The following is a 21,155-nucleotide window of genomic DNA, read 5'->3' on the forward strand; positions in this document are numbered from 1 at the left end:
TCCCCACCTTAACTAATTTTTTTATCAATTACTTTATCATTTGGCTGTGGAATTGCTGTACCTTCTAGTACTCTTTCAATATCTTTCTTTAAACCGAACCAATTTTTATTTGTATGCCCTGCAATCCACCATTCATCATTAACACGTTGTATCCAAATACGGCGATGATTCCAATACATACCTTGAATGACACCAACCATAAATATAAATCCTCCAATGCCGAGAATCCAAAGCGTTAAATCTTTTCTTACAGTAAGTGCTGTGGCATTTTGCATTTCAACACCTGCAAACGACATTTTATATTTGTTGTTTCCATCTGGTTCTATATTTTGCTGAATACCAACAAAACTCACTTCACCATCTGGTGTTTCAGGTGTAAACATTTTAAATACAAATGCAGGATTGTTTGGTAATTTCGTTTTTGTATTTGGTTTTCCATTCTCATCAAAATAAAAATCAGGAAAATAGCTTAATAGTTCTAGAGAATAACCATTTCCTAAATCATATTTTTCCTTAGGATTCGTTAAATCTACTTTAATTGGTCCCCACTTTTGATTATTTTCTTTATTTTGCAAGTTAAAGGACATACTTTTAAATTCACTTTCTTTATAAGAAACTTGATACACTGCAAATTGATCAAATTTCAGTGGTTCATTCACTCGAATTTCCGCTTCTTTTACTTTTTCTAATTTCGGTTTTTGTCCTGCTATATTTTCTCCTACTGCTTTATATAATACGGCATTCGTTTGGAAGTTTTTCGCAATCATTTTATCGCCTACACGATCAATCGCTTCATCAAAAACTTCCTTGTCCTTACTTTTATCATAAACTTCTTTTATAAATTTCTCGTTTTTTAAGTAGTATTGTCCATCCGTCCCTGGTATTTCTTTCGTTTCACCGTCACGTAACCAAAGTGCTTCGTCTACGTACATACTCGGTAAAAAACGAAGCATCGCACCGAATAAAAAGATAATAAGACCGATATGATTTACATATGGACCCCAACGCGAGAAGCGTCCCTTTTCTGCTAAAACGTTTCCGTCTTCCACTTTCACGTTATAGTTTCTTTTCTTTAAATTCTCTTGCACTCTTTCCAGGTCACCTTCTTGCGGTGTACCAGTCCCATATAATCTCTGTCTCTTTAAAAAACTAGGATGTCTTTTTACGCCTTGCTTTTTTAAAGCTTTATAAAGTGGAATAACGCGGTCTAAACTACATATCACAAGTGAAATACCGATAGAAGCAATCAAAATCATATACCACCATGAACCGTATAAATTATTAAACCCTAATTGATAGTATAATTGTCCTAAAAATCCATATTCTTGTTTATAATATTCAGCTGGTGCAATACCTGGAGTTATGTACATTTCTTGCGGAAATATAGTTCCTATCGCTGATGCAGCTAAAGTTATTACGATTAGCCATACACCTACTTTTACAGAAGAGAAAAAGCTCCAAATTTTATCGACTATCGTTTTTGTCTGCGTGAGAGATCTCCGTGCACTCCCCTCATAGCGCATATCCAATAGTTTTGCATTTTCATTGCTTTCAAATGGTTTCCCGCAAGCTTCACAAAAAACGGTTCCTATCGGATTAACATGTCCACATTCACATTTAATTTCTTTCAACACTCTCACCGCCCCTGTATCTATATGTACTATTGTATATTCTAACCTCAAGTTACCGCAATACTCAGAATTTTTAAACCAGAGGCACTATAAACACGCACCCCTTATGTAAAGGCTTTCTTTATTACGGAGTAATTTTCTTTAAATACCCTTCTAACTGTTCTTTCGTTTGTTCCCCTATAATTTGCTCCACTACTTTTCCATCTTTATCAATCAAAAAGCTTGTCGGTAAAGGACCTACTCCATATGTTCCTATAATCTTTTGTCCTTTATCAATGGCAACTGGGAATTTCAAACCATATTGGTTCACAAAGTTCTTTACTGCAATATCCGTTTCATCTGCATCTAACGCTATGATTTCAACGCCTTTTTCTTTATACTTTGGATATAATTCATTCATATAAGGCATTTCTTTTTCACAAGGTTTACACCACGTGCCCCAAAAGTTTAAAAATACACCTTTTCCCTTTAAATCTTTTAGTTCAATTTTCTTTCCTTCTAAATCCGTCACAATAAAGTTAGGTGCTTCTTTTCCGATTTGCATTTTCTCTTTATTAGCAAAGAATCCTTGATAAAGGGTAAATCCTACAGCACCACATAAAATGAGTAGAATAATAACGCGAAATAATAAGCGATTTTTCTTCATATTACCTCTCCTCTCCTCGGTAAATGTTATGTATTATCTTCTGTAAATGTTGTATTGAATAAATCACCAGCAGAGCACTCCACTGGTGAATTTTTAACTCTATAGCTTATCTTGGCTTTGTAGAAGCAAGCGCGCGTAATTGTTTCACCTCATGTGGTGTCAATTCTCTCGCATCACCAGGTCGCAGGCTTCCTACTTCTAAGAAAGCATAACGTTCACGTTTTAATTTCACTACTTTACAGTCTAACGCTTCAAACATACGACGTACTTGACGATTACGTCCTTCATGAATTGTTAATTGTACAATAGCCATCTCTTTACGCTTGTCCCAAGAAATAATTTTCACACGTGCTGGTGCTGTTTTACCGTCTTCTAACGTAACACCGCGTTCTAACATGCGAATTTTCTCACCTGTTAATGGCCCTTTTATTTTTGCAACATATGTTTTTTCAACTTTATATCTAGGATGCATTAATACGTTTGCGAAGTCCCCATCGTTTGTCATTAATAATACGCCAGACGTATCATAATCTAAGCGTCCGATTGGGAATAAACGTTGTGTAATTTCCGGGAAAAAGTCCGTTACAACACTTCTTCCTTTATCGTCTGATACACTTGAAATTACGCCAGTTGGTTTATATAGTAAAAAATAAACAGGTTCTTCTTTTTCAAGAGGGATATTATTTACTTCTACTTTATCTTGAGGAGTTACTTTTGTCCCTAACTCTTTCACTATTTTTCCATTAACTTTCACTTTTCCTTGCTGAATTAATTCCTCAGCCTTTCTTCTCGATGCAATACCTGCTTGCGCAATCACTTTTTGTAATCGTTCCATTTCTTTTTTTCACCTCGAATTTATCTTACCTTACATTAGAAAGACTTGGCAACCGCATACGCTTTACGGCTATTCGCTTCATCTTACTTAAACAACATAGCGATGATAATAAACATATAAAGGTCAAATCATGTTTTTACCCTTTATTATTGTCCATATTTTTCATATTTCTCACAATAAAAGTTCATCATTTTGTCAAAAATACCACATAAAAAAACCACTATTAAGCTACACCTTAATAGTGGTCGTATACGTATTATAAGCGAAATAGCGTAAAAAATGAATAGTATTACTGAAACAATAAAGAAACGAACACAATTGAGCATATAATCCCGATTAAATCTGCAAAAAGTCCTACTTTTAGTGCATCCCCCATTTTTCTAATCCCAACCGCTCCAAAATATACAGTTAAAATATAGAAAGTCGTATCTGTGCTCCCTTGCATCGTAGAAGCCAATCTCCCAATAAACGAATCTGGCCCATATGTTGCAATTAAATCGGTCGTAATACTTAAACCAGCAGAGCCTGAAATAGGGCGTATAAGTGCTAAGGGTACAATTTCTGCTGGAACATGGATCAAATCTAACATTGGCTTCATTACCGATATCATTGCATCTAACGCACCTGAAGACCGGAATATAGAAATAGACACAAGCATTCCAACCATAAACGGTAAGATGGAAATTGCAATTTGAATCCCTTCTTTTCCTCCCTCAACGAACGATTCATACGTCGGCACTTTCTTTATTGTGCCATATAAAAGGATAAAACCAATTACACAAGGGATTACCCATAAGGAAATTGTATTTACAATGCTCATTTTTTCCGCCCCTTTCTACTCCTTCTTCGGTAAAAATAGCGGTCAATCCAAATTGCCCCAATCATAGAAAGTACTTGTGCAATAAATGTTACCCCAACAATTTCAGTAGGATTCGCTGATTCATACGTCATTCGAATGGAAATGACTGTCGTAGGAATTAATGTAATAGCTGATGTATTTAATGCTAGAAACGTCACCATAGAACGGCTCGCCGAATCCTTTCCTCCATTTAACTCTTTCAGTTGTTCCATCGCTTTAATACCAAGAGGGGTCGCTGCATTACCTAGACCAAAAAAGTTTGCCATCATATTTGATAGAATAAATCCCATAGACGGATGATCCTTTGGTATTTCTGGAAACAACCTTTTTACTATCGGCATAAAAAGTGTAACTAATTTTTTTAACAATCCGGCTTCCTCTGCAATTTTCATTAAACCGAGCCAAAATACTAAAACACTAATAAGTCCTATACAAATCGTTACCGCATCTTTTGCTCCGTCAAATACAGCTTTATTCACTTCTTCCATCGTTCCATTTATCATGGCGTATACAATCCCAATGACAGCCATCGCTACCCATACGAGATTAACCATCGTTCCCAACACCTATCATGTAAGAAAAAATTTCTTTCACATTATTCCAGTAAAGTCCCGTTGTAGCTACTAACTTTCGTTTACTATAAAATAAATTCCGTTCTCCAACTTTTTCATTACCAACATAAATGTCTGTCTTCCCAACCTTTACTCCATCCGTAAGTTTTGTACTTTTATCGAGTTCAACTTTTAATACTACGTTCTTTTTTTCTTCTTCAGTTAACGGTACCGAAAAACTATTTTTCGTATAAACATGGTTGGCATACTTCTTTTCATTTATTTCAGCAATTGCTCCTTGTCCTAAAACTTTCGTTTGTTTGAAACGGTCAAAACCTTTATCAAACAAATTCATATGATCATCCCAATCACTAGAGGCACTCAAAGTTACGACAATTAAATCTAGTCCACCTTTTGATGCCGTTGTAACAAGCGTTCGCCCAGCTTTCTTCGTAAAGCCTGTTTTTCCCCCTGTTGCAAATTCATAATAAGACGTTACCAGCTTATGTTTATTTTTCCACGGGTAATCCCAAGAATCTGATTTATATGTTTTGGTTCCAAAGATTTTCTTAAATGTCTCGTTTCCCATTGCATATTTCGTTAATAATGCCATATCGTAAGCCGACGAATAATGTGATCCATCTCCATCTAAGCCATGAGGGTTTGAGAAGTGCGTATCTTTCATTCCAATTTCTTTCGCTTTTTGATTCATTAAATATACGAATCCATCTATACTCCCACCCACACTTTCAGCAATTACTTGCGCTGCGTCATTACCAGATCTAAGCATGAGTCCGTATACTAAATCTTCTAACTTCACTTTTTGTCCAGGCTTTAAATAGATTGCCGATCCTTCCACCCTCACCGCTTCATTACTAACTGATACCATTTCTTTCATCTTCCCTGATTCAGCAGCTAATAAGGCGGTCATAATTTTTGTTATACTAGCAATTTTTTGAGGCTCATGTTCTGCCTTTCCGTATAATACACGACCAGACTGTTGCTCCATTAATACAGCATTTCGAGCACTAACATTGCTGTTCATCTTTGCATATGTAGGAATCGGCATAACGCTTGCATACATCATAAGAAGCGTAATGATTACACAAATTCGTCTCATATTTCCCCCCACGTCCTTTTGGCACTTTTTGTACAAGTGTATGCTTGGCCTTTTAAAATATGAACGAAATCTTCCTTCTACTTCCATTAAAAAAGACGCAGAGAATTTGCGTCTAATATGGTGTCCATTCAATTTGTTTCGCAGTTTCAAACCTTTTTTCTACATCAGGCCAATTTACAACATTCCACCAGTTTTTAATATATTCATCTTTTCGATTTTGGTATTGTAAATAATACGCATGTTCCCAGACATCTAGTACAAGGAGCGGTATCGTATCCCATTGTGTAAATAATTGATGAAGTGTACTTTGCAAAATTTCTAACCTTCCAGACCGGGGTACCCAAACGAGAATTGCCCAGCCTGAACCTTCTACTTTAGAGGCTGCTTCTGTAAAATGTTTTTGGAAACGTAAAAAGCTCCCAAAATCTTGTTCAATTTGTTGTGAAAAAGTTCCTCTTGGACTTCCACCACCGTCTTTTTTCATGTTATTCCAAAATATCGTGTGTAAGTAATGACCTGACCCATGAAAAGCCGCTTCCCTTTCCCAATGCTTAATTAAATCAAATTTATTTGTTTTTCTCGCTTCTTCCATCATCTTCTCTGCTTTATTTAATCCTTCCACGTAACTCCGATGATGTTTATCATGATGTAACATCATAATTTCTTTAGAAATATACGGTTCTAACGCATTATATGGATAAGGTAATGGCGGGAGTGTATGTCCTCCAATTGGGACAGCTCGTTCACTATCCCCTCTTTCATATAATTCATATTCCTCTTCTTCTTGCATAAATACTTCCTGCAAGTGATGCTGAATATGTTCTACATCATCGCTTATTTCATACATAAACTCTGCATCTGTTTCATACTCATGCTCTTTCATACGCTCTAATAACGTCTGAATTTTATACGCAAGCATATGGACATCATACACTTCCATTGCGCGACTATCTAATACGTGAAGAACACTTTCACACCAATTTTCTACTTCATGAAAGTAATCTGTAAATACACCTTGCTGATTCATGTTGCACCTCCCTAATGCTATCCACTTAACTATATTCAATGAAAATCCCTTATATAACTGTACAAAAGGAAAAGAAGCTAAGTCACCTTAGCTTCTTTTCCTCAATCAATATTTGTGTAACATCTTTGTCTGATAATCCGTCTCATAATATTCTAGTTCTTCACGCATCAATTGAAATTTACCTTCTAAACTCTTCATCACTTGCTCTAAAGATGCAGGTGGTGTTTGTTGAAAAACGATAGAATTTTTCCCTGTATATGCAGACCGACTATTTTCATACCAATGATCACTCTTCGGTGAAAAAAACTCTGCAATTACTTGATGGTAAATCTTATATAAAATTTTTTCAGCTGCTGTTTTTCGAAATGGCTGGCTATTCAACAAAACAAAACATGCATCCTGTCCTTCTTCGCAAAAAACGAGAAGTCGTCTCATTGATGCTAATAACCCTTTATAATATCGCTCATTCCCTGCTGGTGTTTCCTCTAATAAAGAAGGTAACGTATGATAATTTACATAATTGGTTATCAAATTAATAGCATCTTCTAAAAATATAGAAACTTGTTCTGTTTGATTTTCAACCATCAAATTAGACATTTTTTTCTCTCTCCTTTGCCATTTCACGCTATTTCTACTCTTTTATTTTTATGTAATTCAGCCAATATTTCTTGTACTTTCGACACCGTTCCCTCATCAAAATATTGTTGAAATTCTTCCATATTATTTAAATACAAACGTTTTTGCCCACGAAGCTCCTTATCTTTCATTAAACAACATATCGCTACAATATCGCGCAAATATATGTTTTGTTCTTCTACTTTATACACTGGATTTCCTTCAAAAGGAGTAATTTCTTGTAAAACTTCTTCAAAATATCGAACGTATAAAACCGAAAAAGTTTTCTCTTTACCATTTAATATATATGTCACTTCAGATCTGTTAAAAAAATCTTCTGATGTATTAGGTTTCTCTTTTTCTAATTCATATCCTACGTAACCTTTTATAATCATATACTCCCCCCTCACCCTTCTTTCACCTTATTCTAACTTAATTTTCTGATAAACTAAATATTCTTTTAAATATACCTATATAAAAAATAGCTCCCCTATACAGGAAATTACCTTTTTATTTTTCTTGAAGTTTGTCATAATAATATTATTGTCTCAGTTTTCTTATACAAGGAGAGTTGTATTTATGTCGTTTTCATGGAAACGTTTCTTACAAATCGGGAAAATTATCTTCCCATTTGTTGTATTAACAATTGTATTCTTTCAAGCAAAAAAAGAATTAGCGGGCATTTCTTTTTTAGAAGCGATTGATACAATTAAAAACATTCCAACTGGAGGAGTCTTTTTAGCAATTACACTTGGTGCATTCGCTGTATCAACAATGTTCTTTTATGACTATGTTATGCTTCGTTACTTAAAAGCTGATATTCCTGTCCAAAAGATTTTCCGTATCTCGTGGATTGCTAATACTTTAAATGGATTTATCGGGTTTGGTGGTCTTGTTGGAGCCGGCGTACGCACAATGCTTTATCGTCCATATATAAAAGAAAATGGAAAACTTATTAAAAGTATCGCTTGGATGACAACTGCCTTTATTAATGGATTAGCCATTCTTTCATTTCTTGGTCTTATCGGAATATTAGACACGAGATTTATTTTGCATGAAAAACCATGGCTATGGCCTGTTCTTATCTTCTTCGCTCTTTTCGTCCCTATATATATCGGATTTTCTAAATTAAAAAATAGAAAAGCAACGCAAACAGAGGAACAAGAAGAAGAGGAGAAAAACCCAACTGTTTTATACTCATTAGTTTCATTAGTCGAATGGGTATCTGCTGGTATTGTTATGTACGTCATATTACTATTATTTGGCATTGAAATCGAATTCCAAAAGTTTTTAGGCGTATATGTTATTGCTGCTTTAGCTGGTGTCGTTAGCCTTGTTCCTGGTGGCCTTGGATCATTTGATCTTGTCTTCTTAACTGGGCTTGGGCAATACGGTATCGATACAGGTGTTTTACTCCCTGCTATGTTATTATATCGTCTCGTCTATTACATCTTGCCCTTCTGCCTTGGTCTCATTTTTGCAGCTTTTGAAATGACAGGAGTAGCCATTAAAAAGTTTGAAGATAAACCTTTTATTGCGCCTGCATTAGAGACAACTGGTGTTATATGGACTTTGCAGCGTGACTTTCTAGGAAAGTTAGGTTCTTGGGCATCTGCTGCTTTAACAGTATTTGCTGGCTTAATGGTTATTTTATCAACCATTCTACCGACAAGTATAAATCGGGCACACGCCTTACATATTCTAGCTCCAAAACATCTTATTCAATTTTCTTTTAGCTTATCCCTAACATTCGGTATTCTCCTCCTCATTCTTTCGCGGGGGATATATTACGGAACAAAACGTTCTTATTATATGACGATTGTTTCTTTAATTGGAGCGGCTATTTTTAACACACTAAAAGGAATTGATGTTGAAGAAACTTTTATTTTATTAATCGTACTCGCTGTATTGTATATGCTTCGTAAAAGGTTTGTACGTGAGAAAATGGAAGTCTCACTTTCCGATATCGTAAAAGTTTTTATATTCCTACTTGTAACGTTATATTTATATAAAAACTTAGGTATTTTATTTGCAGGTGCAAAAGAAGCTTTCAAACCTGATTTTGTCGTTCGTAATATTACACAAGTGAAACGAAGTGCATTAGCAGCTGCCTTTTTTGTTCCTACTTTTTTACTAATTGGTTCACTCATTGCAAATCGTTATCGAAATGAATTTCCCGGGCAACCAGCTAATGATAAACGATTACAAAACTTCTTAGATGAACATGGCGGAAATGTACTTAGTCATTTAGGTTTTTTAGGAGATAAACAGTTCTTTTTCAGTAGTGATGGAAAAGCACTCATTCTCTTCTCAATAACTGGAAAACGACTTATTGTACTGGGTGATCCAATTGGGGACCCTTCCTCCTATCGTACTGTATTGCAAGAGTTTTTAGCTGAGGCTGATCGATTTGGATACATTTGTGTATTCTATCAAATTGAAAGTAAATGGATGAGTTTATACCACGATTTTGGTTATAACTTCTTTAAGCTTGGTGAAGAAGCTGTTGTTGATTTAAATACCTTTACAATAACAGGAAAGAAACGCGCTGGCATGCGAGCTACTTTCAACCGTTTTGAAAGAGAAGGCTATACATTCTCTATTCATGAGCCACCTTTCTCCGACGAATTATATGAAGAGTTAAGAAAAGTTTCAGATGCATGGCTTGGTGGAAAAAAAGAGAAAGGTTTTTCACTCGGATACTTCGATCGTGAATATATTAGTCGCGCTCCTATCGCAACATTATCTGATGCGGATGGAAAAATTATTGCATTCACAACATTCATGCCTGTATATCAAAACGGATTATTATCTGTCGATTTAATGCGATATTATCCAGATGCGCCTAGCGGCATTATGGACGCAATTTTCATCCACTTATTCCAGTGGGCAAAAGAAAATGAATACCACTCCTTTAATATCGGTATGGCACCACTTTCAAATGTTGGTTTATCCACACAGTCTTTCTGGTCTGAACGAGTGGCTGCTGCAATCTTTAATAACGTTCGTTATACGTATAGTTTCAGCGGATTACGACATTTTAAAGAAAAATATAAACCAGCATGGAGCGGTAAATATTTAGCATTTAGGAAGAATCATTCTTTACCAATTACAATGCTCTCTGTAACAAAATTAATAGGAAAAAGAAAAAACAGCTAAATTCTTAGCTGTTTTTTCTTTTTTGAACTTGTACAATAAATTCTTTTTCATACTTCTTACCATTTATATAGAAATTCCCCCACATTTTATACGTGCCCTCGGCAGGAAATGTAATTCGGTATTGTAATTGCTCATCCGTATCTACAGGCATAGCGTATAAAAAATTCTCCTTCGTTTCATCCACTATATAGAGTGACTCTACTTCTCCTCTCTCTGAATGCAATTTCAATTTTTCACCCTTTTTCGCTTGAAACTGAAATGTTAACGTAACTGGTTCATTCGGATGTAATGCGCCAAATAAAAGAGAAACTTCATACTCTCCTATTTTTTTTGTAAGTACACTGTCGATTGGAAATTTCACTTTTTTCTTATTGTTCTCCTCTTTCGTTCTACCAAAATTCTTCCTAGCGAATGACTCTACGGACTTATTTTTGTCTTCGTATAAAAATATTGTATATTCTTCGTCTTTCGCTATTTTGGAAGATAACTTATATGACCCGTTCCCTGCAAATGTGGGTTTAATTTGTTGTATGTTTTTTAACTGTCCATCTACAATCACTGCCCGCATTTGATCATTTACACCACGAATTTCATTATTCTTGTTGTTTAACAACTGAAATACAATATCTACTTTCTCATTTCCCTTTCCATTTGAAACATCCCACTTTACTTCCTGAACATCTCCTACAGTCTCTTCGTTTTCTTGATATTTTTTTATGTAAAATCCTCCTGCCACAATAAGTACTAACGCAATAAGCCCAATGACAAGATTTTTCAAAACATCACCTACCATTTTTATTGTCTCTATTCATACAAAACTTCTTAAGATATATATTCTAGATTATGATTTATGAAATCCTCCTATTTTGTACATATTACAAATAATAAAAAGATTTTAATTGAAAGGATTCGTAGTGTATAATGCAAATGATATTGATTTCTATCAATACATTATAAGGAGGACTTTTTTATGAGTGTACATATCGAAGCAAAACAAGGCGAAATCGCTGAATCTATTCTATTACCTGGTGATCCATTACGTGCAAAATATATCGCTGAAACATTTCTAGAGGACGTTACTTGCTATAATAATGTGCGTGGTATGTTAGGTTTCACTGGAACTTATAAAGGAAAACGTGTATCTGTTCAAGGTACAGGTATGGGTGTTCCTTCTATTTCTATTTATGTAAACGAATTAATCCAAAGCTACGGAGTTAAAAATTTAATTCGCGTTGGAACTTGCGGTGCAATTCAAAAAGATGTAAAAGTTCGTGATGTTATTATCGCAATGACGGCTTGTACTGATTCTAATATGAACCGTTTAACATTCCCAGGATTTGATTTTGCACCAGCTGCAAACTTTGACCTTTTAAAGAAAGCTTATGATGCTGGAACTGAAAAAGGATTACACGTTCGTGTCGGTAACGTTTTAACAGCAGATGTGTTTTATCGTGAAAGCATGGACATGGTTAAAAAACTTGGAGATTACGGTGTATTAGCAGTAGAAATGGAAACAACTGCTCTTTACACATTAGCAGCGAAATACGGTGTAAATGCATTATCTGTATTAACAGTTAGCGATCACATCTTCACTGGCGAAGAAACAACATCTGAAGAGCGTCAAACTACATTTAACGAAATGATTGAAATCGCTTTAGATGCAGCAATTCAACAATAATACACTAAAGAACTTGTCATACGTCTGGCGAGTTCTTTTTATGTGACTTTTTATAAATAACTACTTTATAAAGAGACAGATTTCTCCCCTCTACTTTCTTGTAACGTTTGTTATAATGAAGTGAAACTTTAATCAGTGGAGGTTTTTTCCATCCCCCACTGATTATTAGTTGAACCAATCGGATTTTACGGACAATTGATCTCCCTCCTAACTCCCTTGTATTCGCCGAATTTTGAAGTGGGAGTCTTATTGCCCGTTAAAGCGGGATAAAGAAATCATTTACAGTATTTCTCATAAGAGGTGACGCAGTGAAAAACAGAAGTATCGTCTTTAAACTATTTTTATTAACATCCACTTTATTTACAATCATATTCCTACTTTTTTTCCTAGGACAATCTCTATTTTTAGAGAAATTTTATATTAATAAGAAAGTAAAAACAGTCCAAACTGCTTTTGAAAAATTCGTAGATAATTATGATAAAAGTGATAAAAGTTATGAGCAGGTTAGAAAACTAAAACAAGAATTTCATGATAAAACAAATGCCGATATGCAGTTTTTGGATTCTAACGGTATTATTAAAAGTGATAACAATTACTATATCGATGTATTTAATCCCAACAATAATAAACAGTATTCCATTCCACTCAATAATCTTTTAACACCAGAAGAATATAATAAATTCGAAAATTTAGGTTTAAAAAAAGATGTAATAATCAATGTTGATGGAGTCGTACAAGAGAATAATATAATCACACCACAAAAATTAGGAACGAATTATAATCAATGGCAGAACGAACATTTCTATTCGGATTTTCAGTCAATTAATGGTAACCCTTCTAAGAACAGACTTGCAAGCCGATACAAATCTACAACTCGAATTGTCTTTACAGGTGTTATAACTAAGTTACAGCTCCCATCCAAAGCGGAGGTTCGTCTTGCAAATGATATTGAAACATTACAAGCCGTTCAATATTTTGCAGATATGATTAGAGAGGGAACTTCTAACTCGAACCAATTAAGTACTTTCATATTAGATGGCGGAGAAAATATAAAAAATAGTATCTTTGTAAAACCGATTATAGAAAATGGAAGGATTACAGAATACGCTTTTGCGATAGCATCTTTGCAGCCTGTTAATGAAGCGATGCTCGTTTTAAAAGATTATTATGTCTATGCCTTAATCATCGTGTTTCTCGTAATTATTTTGTTATCCTTCTACTACTCAAAAATCATTGTTAAGCCATTAATTAAAATAAATCGTGTTACAAAAAAAATGGCTAATTTTGATTTCAGCGAGAAATTACCTGTTACAGCTGACGATGAAATTGGCGGGCTTTCTGGCAGTATCAATACATTATCTGTAAATTTAAAAGATCGAATCGATCGATTAAATGTTGCTAATACAAAGTTACAACAAGATATTGAACGTGAACGTCAATTAGAAAAAACAAGAAAAGAATTCATTTCTGGCGTATCACACGAATTAAAAACACCGCTAAGTGTAATTAGAAGTTTTGCAGAAGGAATTAAAGATGGTGTTAGTAAGGATACTTCGTATTATACTGATGTTATTTTAGAAGAAACAGAAAATATGAACAGGCTGATTGTTGAAATGTTAGAATTAGCAAAGTTGGAATCTGGTACTTACAAACTAGATATGACGACGTTCTCAATCGGTGAATTAACGCAACAAGTCTACACAAAATTATTATTTAGCATGGAAGAAAAACATTTACAAGTGAACATCGATGCAGACTCTTCTATACTTGTTAAAGCAAATCGCAGTCGCATTGAGCAAGTAGTTGTGAACTTACTAAGTAATGCAATCCGTTATACGCCAGAGGGAGAAAAAATACAAGTCTCCATTATAGAAGCAGAAGATACCGTAAAAGTCGAAATCGAGAATACAGGAAACCCTATCCCTGAAGAAAGTCTTGAAAAAATTTGGGATCGCTTCTATCGTCTAGATGCATCGCGTAGCCGTCACACTGGAGGTACCGGTCTCGGATTATCTATTGTAAAAAACATTTTAGACCTCCATCATGCCGAGTATGGTGTGTATAATACGACTAACAGTGTTGTATTCTATTTCAATTTACAAAAAGTAAAAGAAGTCAAATAATTTGTCTTAATTTCACTAGGAGTTCACATGAAATTCACACTCTCCCTTTATAGTAAGAAACAAGTTAATCCTTTCCTTTACACATATAAAAGAGGAGAGTGCGTGAAATGAAACAAGCAGGACAACCTATTCAAAATGAAAAACAATTAGAAACTATCAAAAATATACTTTTACAATCTTCGAAACGTGATGGCTTATTATTCGTATTAGCTGTAAATTCTGGCTTAAAAGTAAGTGAAATCTTACAATTAAAAGTTAGTGATGTAATCGATGAAAATGAAAATGTACGCCATTCCATTTTATTTTACAATGAAAAAGTGAAGAAACATAAATGGTTTGCTGTAAATGAAGACTTACAGCACGCAATCGAAGACTACATGAAAGAACGTAAAACTTGGAAACGTAATGAACCATTGTTAAAATCTCAAAAAGGAACAAAATCTATTACGAGACAACATGCATGGTACATTTTAAACAAAGCCGCAAAAGAAGTTGGATTAGAAGGGATTAGCTCACATACACTTCGAAAGACTTGGGGATATTGTGCATACAAATCAGGTGTTGATATCGCATTTTTACAACACTTCTTTGATCATAGTACTCCATCAAAAACTTTAAAGTATATCGGTATTGCTTAATAACTCTTATACATAAAAAAGGTTACCATTTATAAATGGTAACCTTTTTTATGTTTCACATTCTCTTTTCTTGTCTCTCCTATATTGTAGTGGTACTCTAATAGTAAGGGGGAGAAATTATGAACACTTTAACAATTGAATTACCGAAAGAAACGGCTGAAAAACTTGATTTATTAAAACAAGCTTACGAAAAGAAAACAGGTGCTTCTATTTCTGAGAGTACTCTTGTTCAAACACTTATCTCAAAAGAATTTATCCAAGCGATAACTCCTTTTGATTTACAACAATTCATCACTGGAAAAGAACAGCATTAATTGCTGTTCTTTTTTTATCTCTATTTAAAATATAAAAAGTTTTTTATTTATTTTTCGGAAAACCATTGACAATGATAATGATAACCATTATCATTTATTACGAAGCCAACAATTGATGAATCAACCAAACGCTCAGTAACATTGTTACCCCTCTTTTTCATATAGAAAGGCAATGTACATTCCCCCTGTTTGTACATTGCCTTTCTTGTTTATTATCACTCAAACAAATTTAATTGCTCAGGCTTTGGCTCACCATATGTAATGTTCATCATTTTCATAAGCTGTTTCGCATTATCAGCTGCATCGCCGCCCGAATTATTGTTAAATAGTACGTATATGTCCTTTGTCTTCTTTTTTAATTGTTCTAGTCTTTCTACCCATTCTTCTAATTCTTTATTGTTGTAGCGATATAAGCAACGCACCGCTCTCCAATTTTCCCCTTTATCAAGCCAGCCATGAACATTCCGGCCATGAAAACGTATTAACACCATCTCTGCATTCGTTACTTCTAATACAAGCGGTACTGAACCCATCCCTGCCTGTGGCTCATCACAAATTGTATGAATCCATTTCTCCTGCTCTAGGAACTGTAACGTCTTATCTCTCATTTTTGGATAAAACCATGTTTGATTTCGAAATTCTATCGCACACGGCAAACCTTCCATTTTTTCTTTTGTATATCGGAGAAAATCTACATTTTTCTTTTTACAATCAAACCATGGTGGATATTGAAATAAAATCGTTTTTAATTTACCAGCTTCAATTAAAGGAAGAATAGATTGTTTATATACATCAAACATCTCATCGAACGTAGAAAAAGGAATTTCACCTTTCATATGTCCTGTCATTCCTTGATATGCTTTTACGATAAAAGAAAAATCTTTCGGTGTTTCCATTGCCCATTTTGTATAGTTTCGTGCAGGTTGCATCGCATAAAATGAGCTATCCACTTCTACTATAGGAAAATACTCGCTGTATGTTCGTAATTTATTTCTATTTTCATAGGGATTTATGTATAAAGAATCATGATCTCCCCATCCTGTCACTCCAATAAACAGCACATATACCCCTCCCTTTTTAACTTCATCTTCTATTCACTTTCCAAACACTTTGCATCATGTAGCCTTTTCTTTAAGAGTATCCTTATAAAAATATGATATACTATATGGAAGAATTTTTAAAATGAGGGGTTATTTATTTATGCTTCCAAACGATGCTACTGTATCTCATGAAAAACGAATTGAAGAACTAGAAAATAAAGTACGTTTTTATGAAGAACTTGTGAATCAATTACCACATCATTTCACATACAAAAATCCACATATTGGTTTACGAATAAAGAAAACTAGAACAACCCATTCCATTCAAGAAATACCAAAAGAAAATAAAGAGGCTCATTTTCAACTTACTTGTGATTCATTATTTTTATTTGAACAACTCGAAAAACACTTTGTACATATTTTTGATGCCTTTTCACATCATGTAACCTTTGTCGATAGTAAAGGGAATATTACTTTATGTAATCAAGTTGCTGCAGATGATTTCGGTGTAATACGAAATGATATTATCGGAAAACCGATTCAACAATTACTAAACTTGCCGGAAGAAAAAATTAAAGCGATTGAAACATTAAAAACGGGAACAGAAATATATAATGAAGAAGTTTTAGACAAAAACTATGGCATTATAAATAACCGAATTATTCGTGATTATAACGGGGAGATTTTTAGAGTTATTAGTGTCTTTCATTATTTAAATACAGAACGTGATGCAGAGAAGTTTTCGTTAGCAGGGCGAATCGCAGCTGGAATTGCACACGAAGTACGAAATCCTCTTACAACAGTACGAGGATATTTACAATTTTTACAAGAAAGTGTTTCTCCATCTAATAAAGAACTATTTAAAAATTTACTTATTCCTGAATTAGATCGAGCAAATAGTATCATTACAAAATTTTTATCTCTTTCAAAAACACGTGAATTTAAAAGAGAACCCTTTCCCATTAATACATTTTTACGTGAGTATATTCAACAGTTACTAGTTAGTGAAGTTTCCTTGCATAATATTTCAATTGATTATAACTTCTCTAATGAATTAGATGATATTTTAGTCAATATTGATCGACATGAACTTGTTCAAGTGTTTTTAAATCTATTTCAAAATGCCGTCGATGCTCAAGGCGACGAACCTCTTTCTATTCAAATTACTAGTTATCGCCTTGATAACTTCGTTCGGATTACTTTCACAGATAATGGAATTGGTATTCCTCCAGCTATTCAAGAATATATCTTTGATCCATTCTTCTCAACGAAGGATTCGGGAACAGGACTAGGCTTGTCAGTAACAAAAAAAATCATCCAAAATCATAACGGCACGCTCAAAATGACTAGTGCTTCAAACGGTACAACTTTCACTATTTCTATTCCAATCTTACCTAAAACAACCCTTGAAAAATTAAATCAATGTAAATAAAGGACTAATGCACGAACTACATGCCAATTGTTAAACACTCCCAACAATTAGCATGTAGTTTTTTATGTTGCACTTTTCTTCTTTACATTATATAAACCTTTCTCTATATCTTACTTATTTCTTTCTAGGTGGGCCAATTTCTTATTTTTTTAGAAATGGTAGTTTGTCCATCACGAATTTAGTATAAATTTCATTTTAATATATAGTAATGACTAATGATTCTATGAAAGAAAAGAATGAAAAGATGAACAATAAAAATAAAGGAAAAGTATTTTATGGTAATGATTGTTGTGAAGTCAGAACTTGCAGTCACATTAACATCCCTAAGTCAGAACTTACAGAATTTGTTAGACTTCTTCAAACTCTTGGTCAAGCTATTCTAGTTCAATATGGATCTGGTTGCCTAGGCGGAGGAACTACGGGGACTACTGGTGCTCAAGGGCCTCAACAAGGACCTGCGGGCGATACAACTGCGACACTATCTGTCTTCCGAATTTACTAACCACAATTTCCGAAAATATTTTGGGAGGACTAGGCACATTTATAAGTAATAGATGTGATTTTGATTGACTATTAAATCTCTCTTTTAATAAAAAGGAGCACTTGTTTGGGAGGATAAGTGCTCCTTCTTTACGTTTCTTTACCTCAAATTTACTCTATCTTAATCCTCATTTTGTATGATAAATAATGAAGTCAAAGATATGAAAGAGGGATGAAAAATGAGAGTTATGTCACCGATACGCATTTGGTTTGCTCTTATGGTATGCATTATTTTATGTGTAGGATTTTTTTTAACTCTAAAATATTCCACTATATCAAAAGCAGAGAGAAAAACTGTTCCATACAAACTTTTGTATACAAAACAAAGCAACATCCCTTATTCCAATGCAACAAATAATGAAAAAAAAGTTATAAAAGGAATGCTTATTACGAAAGCTTCTAGTTCCGAGGCGTTACTCCAAATCGCTGAAACGATTAAAGATCAGTATACAAATAAAAAAATCGATGAAATTACACTTTCTATCCACAATGAAAATAATGGTAATTACGAAGAAGAATTGCCTTACGAACCTATTAGTAAAGGCAAAATAATCGTCACATACGATTCCGAATCCTTTGGCAGTACGAATATTGTACTTAATGAGTAATATCATGTATCTCAACGGATATGGATTAATAGCTAATTAAGATAGACAAAAATCTCTACCGATTAAAATTTTATTTTGTTTTCATACAAAAAAAGAGGCGAATTTTTTTATTCGCCTCTTTCTTTTACCAAAATGAAGGAATCCATTCTTTCACTTTATCAAGCCACTCTTGTTGCTCTTGTTTTCGTTGTTGTTCCTCTTCTTTCCTTCTCTTCTCTTCTTCTTTTCTTCGTTTTTCCTCTTCTATTGTAGTCAATTGTTTTTTATAATCAGCCTCAGATATGAGCGATAACTGGAATGCTTTTTGAGCTGGATTTGCGTTTGCTTTTTTCATAATATCCCGGAACATTGTCGTCGTAATTTGACTACCACCCGGAACATAATGATCGCTATCTGTTTTATCATATCCTACCCAAATCGCACCTACCAAATCTGGCGTGTATCCAACAAACCATGAATCCTTTGCACCGGTGCTCGGGCCATTTACAATTTGAGTAGTTCCTGTCTTACCTGCCGTATCAACATTATTAACTTTCGCCTTTTCGCCCGTTCCCTTTTCGACAACACCTTTTAATAAATATGTCATCTTTTGAGAGACTTTCTCGCTCGTCACTCGTGTCTCTTTCTTATACCACTTTCCAAGCGTTTCACCTTCAGCATTTTGTACCTCCCTAATTGCATGAGCTTCCACTTGGACTCCATCATTTGCAAATGTACTGTATGCTTGAGCCATTACAAATGGAGATGTCCCCACATGCATACCGCCTAAAGCAATCGGATACGTACGATCTTCTGGCACTAATGGGATACCAAATCGCTCTAAAGATTTCAATCCTTTATCTAATCCAATTTGTTCTAATAGCCACACAGCTGAAACATTGTACGACTTTGCCACAGCTTCATACATTGTCACATCACCGTGAAAAGTATGATCGCTATTTTGTGGTTTATATTCTTTAATGTTAAATGGTTCATCTTTTAATATATCGTATACTTCATATCCTTGTTCTAACGCTGGTACATATACAGCCAAAGGCTTTAACGTTGAGCCAGGTTGTCTTTTTAATTGGGTTGCATGGTTAAACTGTAAAAACTGATACGGCCCTCTGCCTCCAACTAGAGCTGGTACACCACCTGTTTTGGGGTTCATAAGAACTACACCCGTTTGCATAAGTTGGTCTGAGCCACTATCTTTGAAATAACTATCATTATTCACAACGTCTTCTACAGCCTGTTGTTTTTTCGGGTCAAGCTCTGTATAAATATGATAACCACCCGCTAAAATTTCATTTTGTGTTAATTCGTACTTTTCCATCGCTTCTCTAACAATATAGTCTACATATTGAGAGTATTTTCCCTTGTATTTATCATCAACGCCACGTTTTAACACAAGTCCGCTCTCTTTTTCTTTATTATACTGTTCGTCAGAAATATACCCTTGCTCTTTCATTAAACTTAATACGACATTACGTCTTTCAATTGACTTGTTAAAGTTTTTATAAGGTGAATACGCAGATGGTGCTTTAATCAAGCCCGCAATCGTTGCAGCTTCTGAAATTGTTAAATCTTTTACATCTTTATCAAAATAAGATTTAGCTGCCCTTTTTATACCCCAAGCACCTTCACCAAAATAAATTTGGTTCATATACATTTCAATGATTTCATCTTTCGTATACGTGCGCTCTATTTTTTTCGTTAAAAAATATTCCTTTATTTTTCGGGAGTATGTGCGGTCTTGTGTCAGAAATACATTTTTCGCAAGTTGTTGTGTTATTGTACTTCCCCCTGCTACAACTTCTCCTGCTGTAATATTTTTAAAAACCGCACTTATAATTCCACTATAATAAATACCATGATGGTTAAAAAATTCCTTATCTTCTACTGCAACAATTGCCTGAACCATAATATCAGGAATATCTTTTCTTTTAACGCCTTCTGTTTTCGAAGAAGCTAATTTAGTTGCGACCTCATTATTTGCATCATAAATTAAAGTCGGTTGTGGAACAGCTTGTTTTAATTCAGATATGTCTTGAATGGAAATTATTATATTTACAGCAATAAATAGAGTAACGAATACACCTCCCAATACAATTAATGAATTACGAAGTTTCTTCCTCTTATTGAACCACTCAAGCATTTTTTTAAAATGAGTGTTCTTCAATTTCATTCGTTCACTTCCTTCATTTATTTACACTCTTCTTTTTAAAAGGAAGAATATACCGCCTTTTAAATTTATTATAATAACGTAGTCATTCCTATAGTGTAAAGCTTTTCTTTTGCATTCATACTTTTTGCAAGAAAAGGACATTCTACAAGTAAGATATTCACTATTGGATATT

At 34.3% G+C, this 21,155-nt stretch carries 20 protein-coding genes; 8 read left to right on the plus strand and 12 right to left on the minus strand.

Features of this window, described 5'->3' with window-relative positions:
* Positions 1 to 8: 8 nt before the first annotated feature.
* The 9 genes from resB to ACUN13_RS08125 form a co-directional block, all read right to left on the minus strand.
* On the minus strand, positions 9 to 1,634 hold the full coding sequence (gene resB, locus ACUN13_RS08085) for a cytochrome c biogenesis protein ResB (protein WP_000910524.1): 1,626 nt from the start codon (positions 1,632 to 1,634) through the stop codon (positions 9 to 11).
* A gap of 121 nt (positions 1,635 to 1,755) precedes the next feature.
* Complete coding sequence (gene resA / locus ACUN13_RS08090) at positions 1,756 to 2,277, minus strand: thiol-disulfide oxidoreductase ResA (RefSeq protein ID WP_000742192.1); 522 nt, start codon at positions 2,275 to 2,277, stop codon at positions 1,756 to 1,758.
* A 106-nt stretch (positions 2,278 to 2,383) separates the two neighbouring features.
* A complete protein-coding gene (gene rluB / locus ACUN13_RS08095) occupies positions 2,384 to 3,112 on the minus strand; it encodes a 23S rRNA pseudouridine(2605) synthase RluB (protein WP_000440556.1) in 729 nt (242 codons plus the stop codon).
* A gap of 289 nt (positions 3,113 to 3,401) precedes the next feature.
* A complete protein-coding gene (gene spmB / locus ACUN13_RS08100) occupies positions 3,402 to 3,932 on the minus strand; it encodes a spore maturation protein SpmB (RefSeq protein WP_000029514.1) in 531 nt (176 codons plus the stop codon).
* Positions 3,929 to 4,525, minus strand: coding sequence for a spore maturation protein SpmA (gene spmA / locus ACUN13_RS08105; RefSeq protein WP_000247811.1), 597 nt, complete (start codon positions 4,523 to 4,525; stop codon positions 3,929 to 3,931). Before spmA ends, spmB begins: the two co-directional genes overlap by 4 nt.
* Complete coding sequence (gene dacB / locus ACUN13_RS08110; protein ID WP_001252638.1) at positions 4,518 to 5,642, minus strand: D-alanyl-D-alanine carboxypeptidase DacB; 1,125 nt, start codon at positions 5,640 to 5,642, stop codon at positions 4,518 to 4,520. The genes spmA and dacB overlap by 8 nt, the downstream gene beginning before the upstream one ends.
* A 112-nt stretch (positions 5,643 to 5,754) precedes the next feature.
* Complete coding sequence (locus tag ACUN13_RS08115; RefSeq protein ID WP_001075741.1) at positions 5,755 to 6,669, minus strand: superoxide dismutase; 915 nt, start codon at positions 6,667 to 6,669, stop codon at positions 5,755 to 5,757.
* 105 nt (positions 6,670 to 6,774) lie between these two features.
* Positions 6,775 to 7,266, minus strand: a complete 492-nt coding sequence (locus ACUN13_RS08120) for a YpuI family protein (protein WP_000067557.1) — start codon at positions 7,264 to 7,266, stop codon at positions 6,775 to 6,777.
* A gap of 23 nt (positions 7,267 to 7,289) precedes the next feature.
* A complete protein-coding gene (locus tag ACUN13_RS08125; RefSeq protein WP_025687634.1) occupies positions 7,290 to 7,679 on the minus strand; it encodes a hypothetical protein in 390 nt (129 codons plus the stop codon).
* Positions 7,680 to 7,863: 184 nt separating this feature from the next.
* Here ACUN13_RS08125 and mprF point away from each other — a divergent pair, with 184 nt between their 5' ends.
* On the plus strand, positions 7,864 to 10,443 hold the full coding sequence (gene mprF, locus ACUN13_RS08130) for a bifunctional lysylphosphatidylglycerol flippase/synthetase MprF (protein ID WP_025687633.1): 2,580 nt from the start codon (positions 7,864 to 7,866) through the stop codon (positions 10,441 to 10,443).
* Positions 10,444 to 10,447: 4 nt separating this feature from the next.
* On the opposite strand, the gene ACUN13_RS08135 is transcribed toward mprF, so the two are convergent.
* Complete coding sequence (locus tag ACUN13_RS08135; protein WP_000232610.1) at positions 10,448 to 11,236, minus strand: hypothetical protein; 789 nt, start codon at positions 11,234 to 11,236, stop codon at positions 10,448 to 10,450.
* 177 nt (positions 11,237 to 11,413) lie between these two features.
* Here ACUN13_RS08135 and deoD point away from each other — a divergent pair, with 177 nt between their 5' ends.
* The 4 genes from deoD (at position 11,414) to ACUN13_RS08155 (ending at position 15,196) form a co-directional block, all read left to right on the plus strand.
* Positions 11,414 to 12,121 (plus strand): purine-nucleoside phosphorylase, encoded by a 708-nt coding sequence (gene deoD, locus ACUN13_RS08140; RefSeq protein ID WP_000110707.1) that lies wholly within the window; start codon positions 11,414 to 11,416, stop codon positions 12,119 to 12,121.
* A 308-nt stretch (positions 12,122 to 12,429) separates the two neighbouring features.
* On the plus strand, positions 12,430 to 14,244 hold the full coding sequence (locus tag ACUN13_RS08145) for a sensor histidine kinase (RefSeq protein WP_000797518.1): 1,815 nt from the start codon (positions 12,430 to 12,432) through the stop codon (positions 14,242 to 14,244).
* Positions 14,245 to 14,351: 107 nt separating this feature from the next.
* Positions 14,352 to 14,882: a tyrosine-type recombinase/integrase gene (locus ACUN13_RS08150; RefSeq protein ID WP_000806236.1), complete on the plus strand. Its 531-nt coding sequence runs from the start codon at positions 14,352 to 14,354 to the stop codon at positions 14,880 to 14,882.
* Between the two features lie 119 nt (positions 14,883 to 15,001).
* Positions 15,002 to 15,196 (plus strand): DUF3924 domain-containing protein, encoded by a 195-nt coding sequence (locus ACUN13_RS08155; protein ID WP_001094858.1) that lies wholly within the window; start codon positions 15,002 to 15,004, stop codon positions 15,194 to 15,196.
* Positions 15,197 to 15,411: 215 nt separating this feature from the next.
* Here the strand turns inward: ACUN13_RS08155 and ACUN13_RS08160 are convergent, their stop codons facing one another.
* Positions 15,412 to 16,257 (minus strand): DUF72 domain-containing protein, encoded by an 846-nt coding sequence (locus tag ACUN13_RS08160; protein ID WP_025689014.1) that lies wholly within the window; start codon positions 16,255 to 16,257, stop codon positions 15,412 to 15,414.
* Positions 16,258 to 16,396: 139 nt separating this feature from the next.
* Between ACUN13_RS08160 and ACUN13_RS08165 the strand changes: the two genes are divergently transcribed.
* The 3 genes from ACUN13_RS08165 (at position 16,397) to ACUN13_RS08175 (ending at position 18,816) form a co-directional block, all read left to right on the plus strand.
* Entirely contained in the window at positions 16,397 to 17,668 is a 1,272-nt protein-coding gene (locus ACUN13_RS08165) for an ATP-binding protein (protein ID WP_025689012.1), read from the plus strand.
* A 223-nt stretch (positions 17,669 to 17,891) separates the two neighbouring features.
* The gene (locus tag ACUN13_RS08170) at positions 17,892 to 18,170 is read left to right on the plus strand and encodes a hypothetical protein (protein WP_025689010.1); all 279 of its coding nucleotides are present in this window, start codon (positions 17,892 to 17,894) and stop codon (positions 18,168 to 18,170) included.
* 217 nt (positions 18,171 to 18,387) lie between these two features.
* Positions 18,388 to 18,816: a hypothetical protein gene (locus ACUN13_RS08175; protein ID WP_025689008.1), complete on the plus strand. Its 429-nt coding sequence runs from the start codon at positions 18,388 to 18,390 to the stop codon at positions 18,814 to 18,816.
* A 124-nt stretch (positions 18,817 to 18,940) separates the two neighbouring features.
* Here the strand turns inward: ACUN13_RS08175 and ACUN13_RS08180 are convergent, their stop codons facing one another.
* Positions 18,941 to 20,983 (minus strand): transglycosylase domain-containing protein, encoded by a 2,043-nt coding sequence (locus ACUN13_RS08180; RefSeq protein WP_445423748.1) that lies wholly within the window; start codon positions 20,981 to 20,983, stop codon positions 18,941 to 18,943.
* Between the last annotated feature and the right edge of the window lie 172 nt (positions 20,984 to 21,155).

The organism is Bacillus cereus group sp. Bce041, from assembly GCF_052646455.1.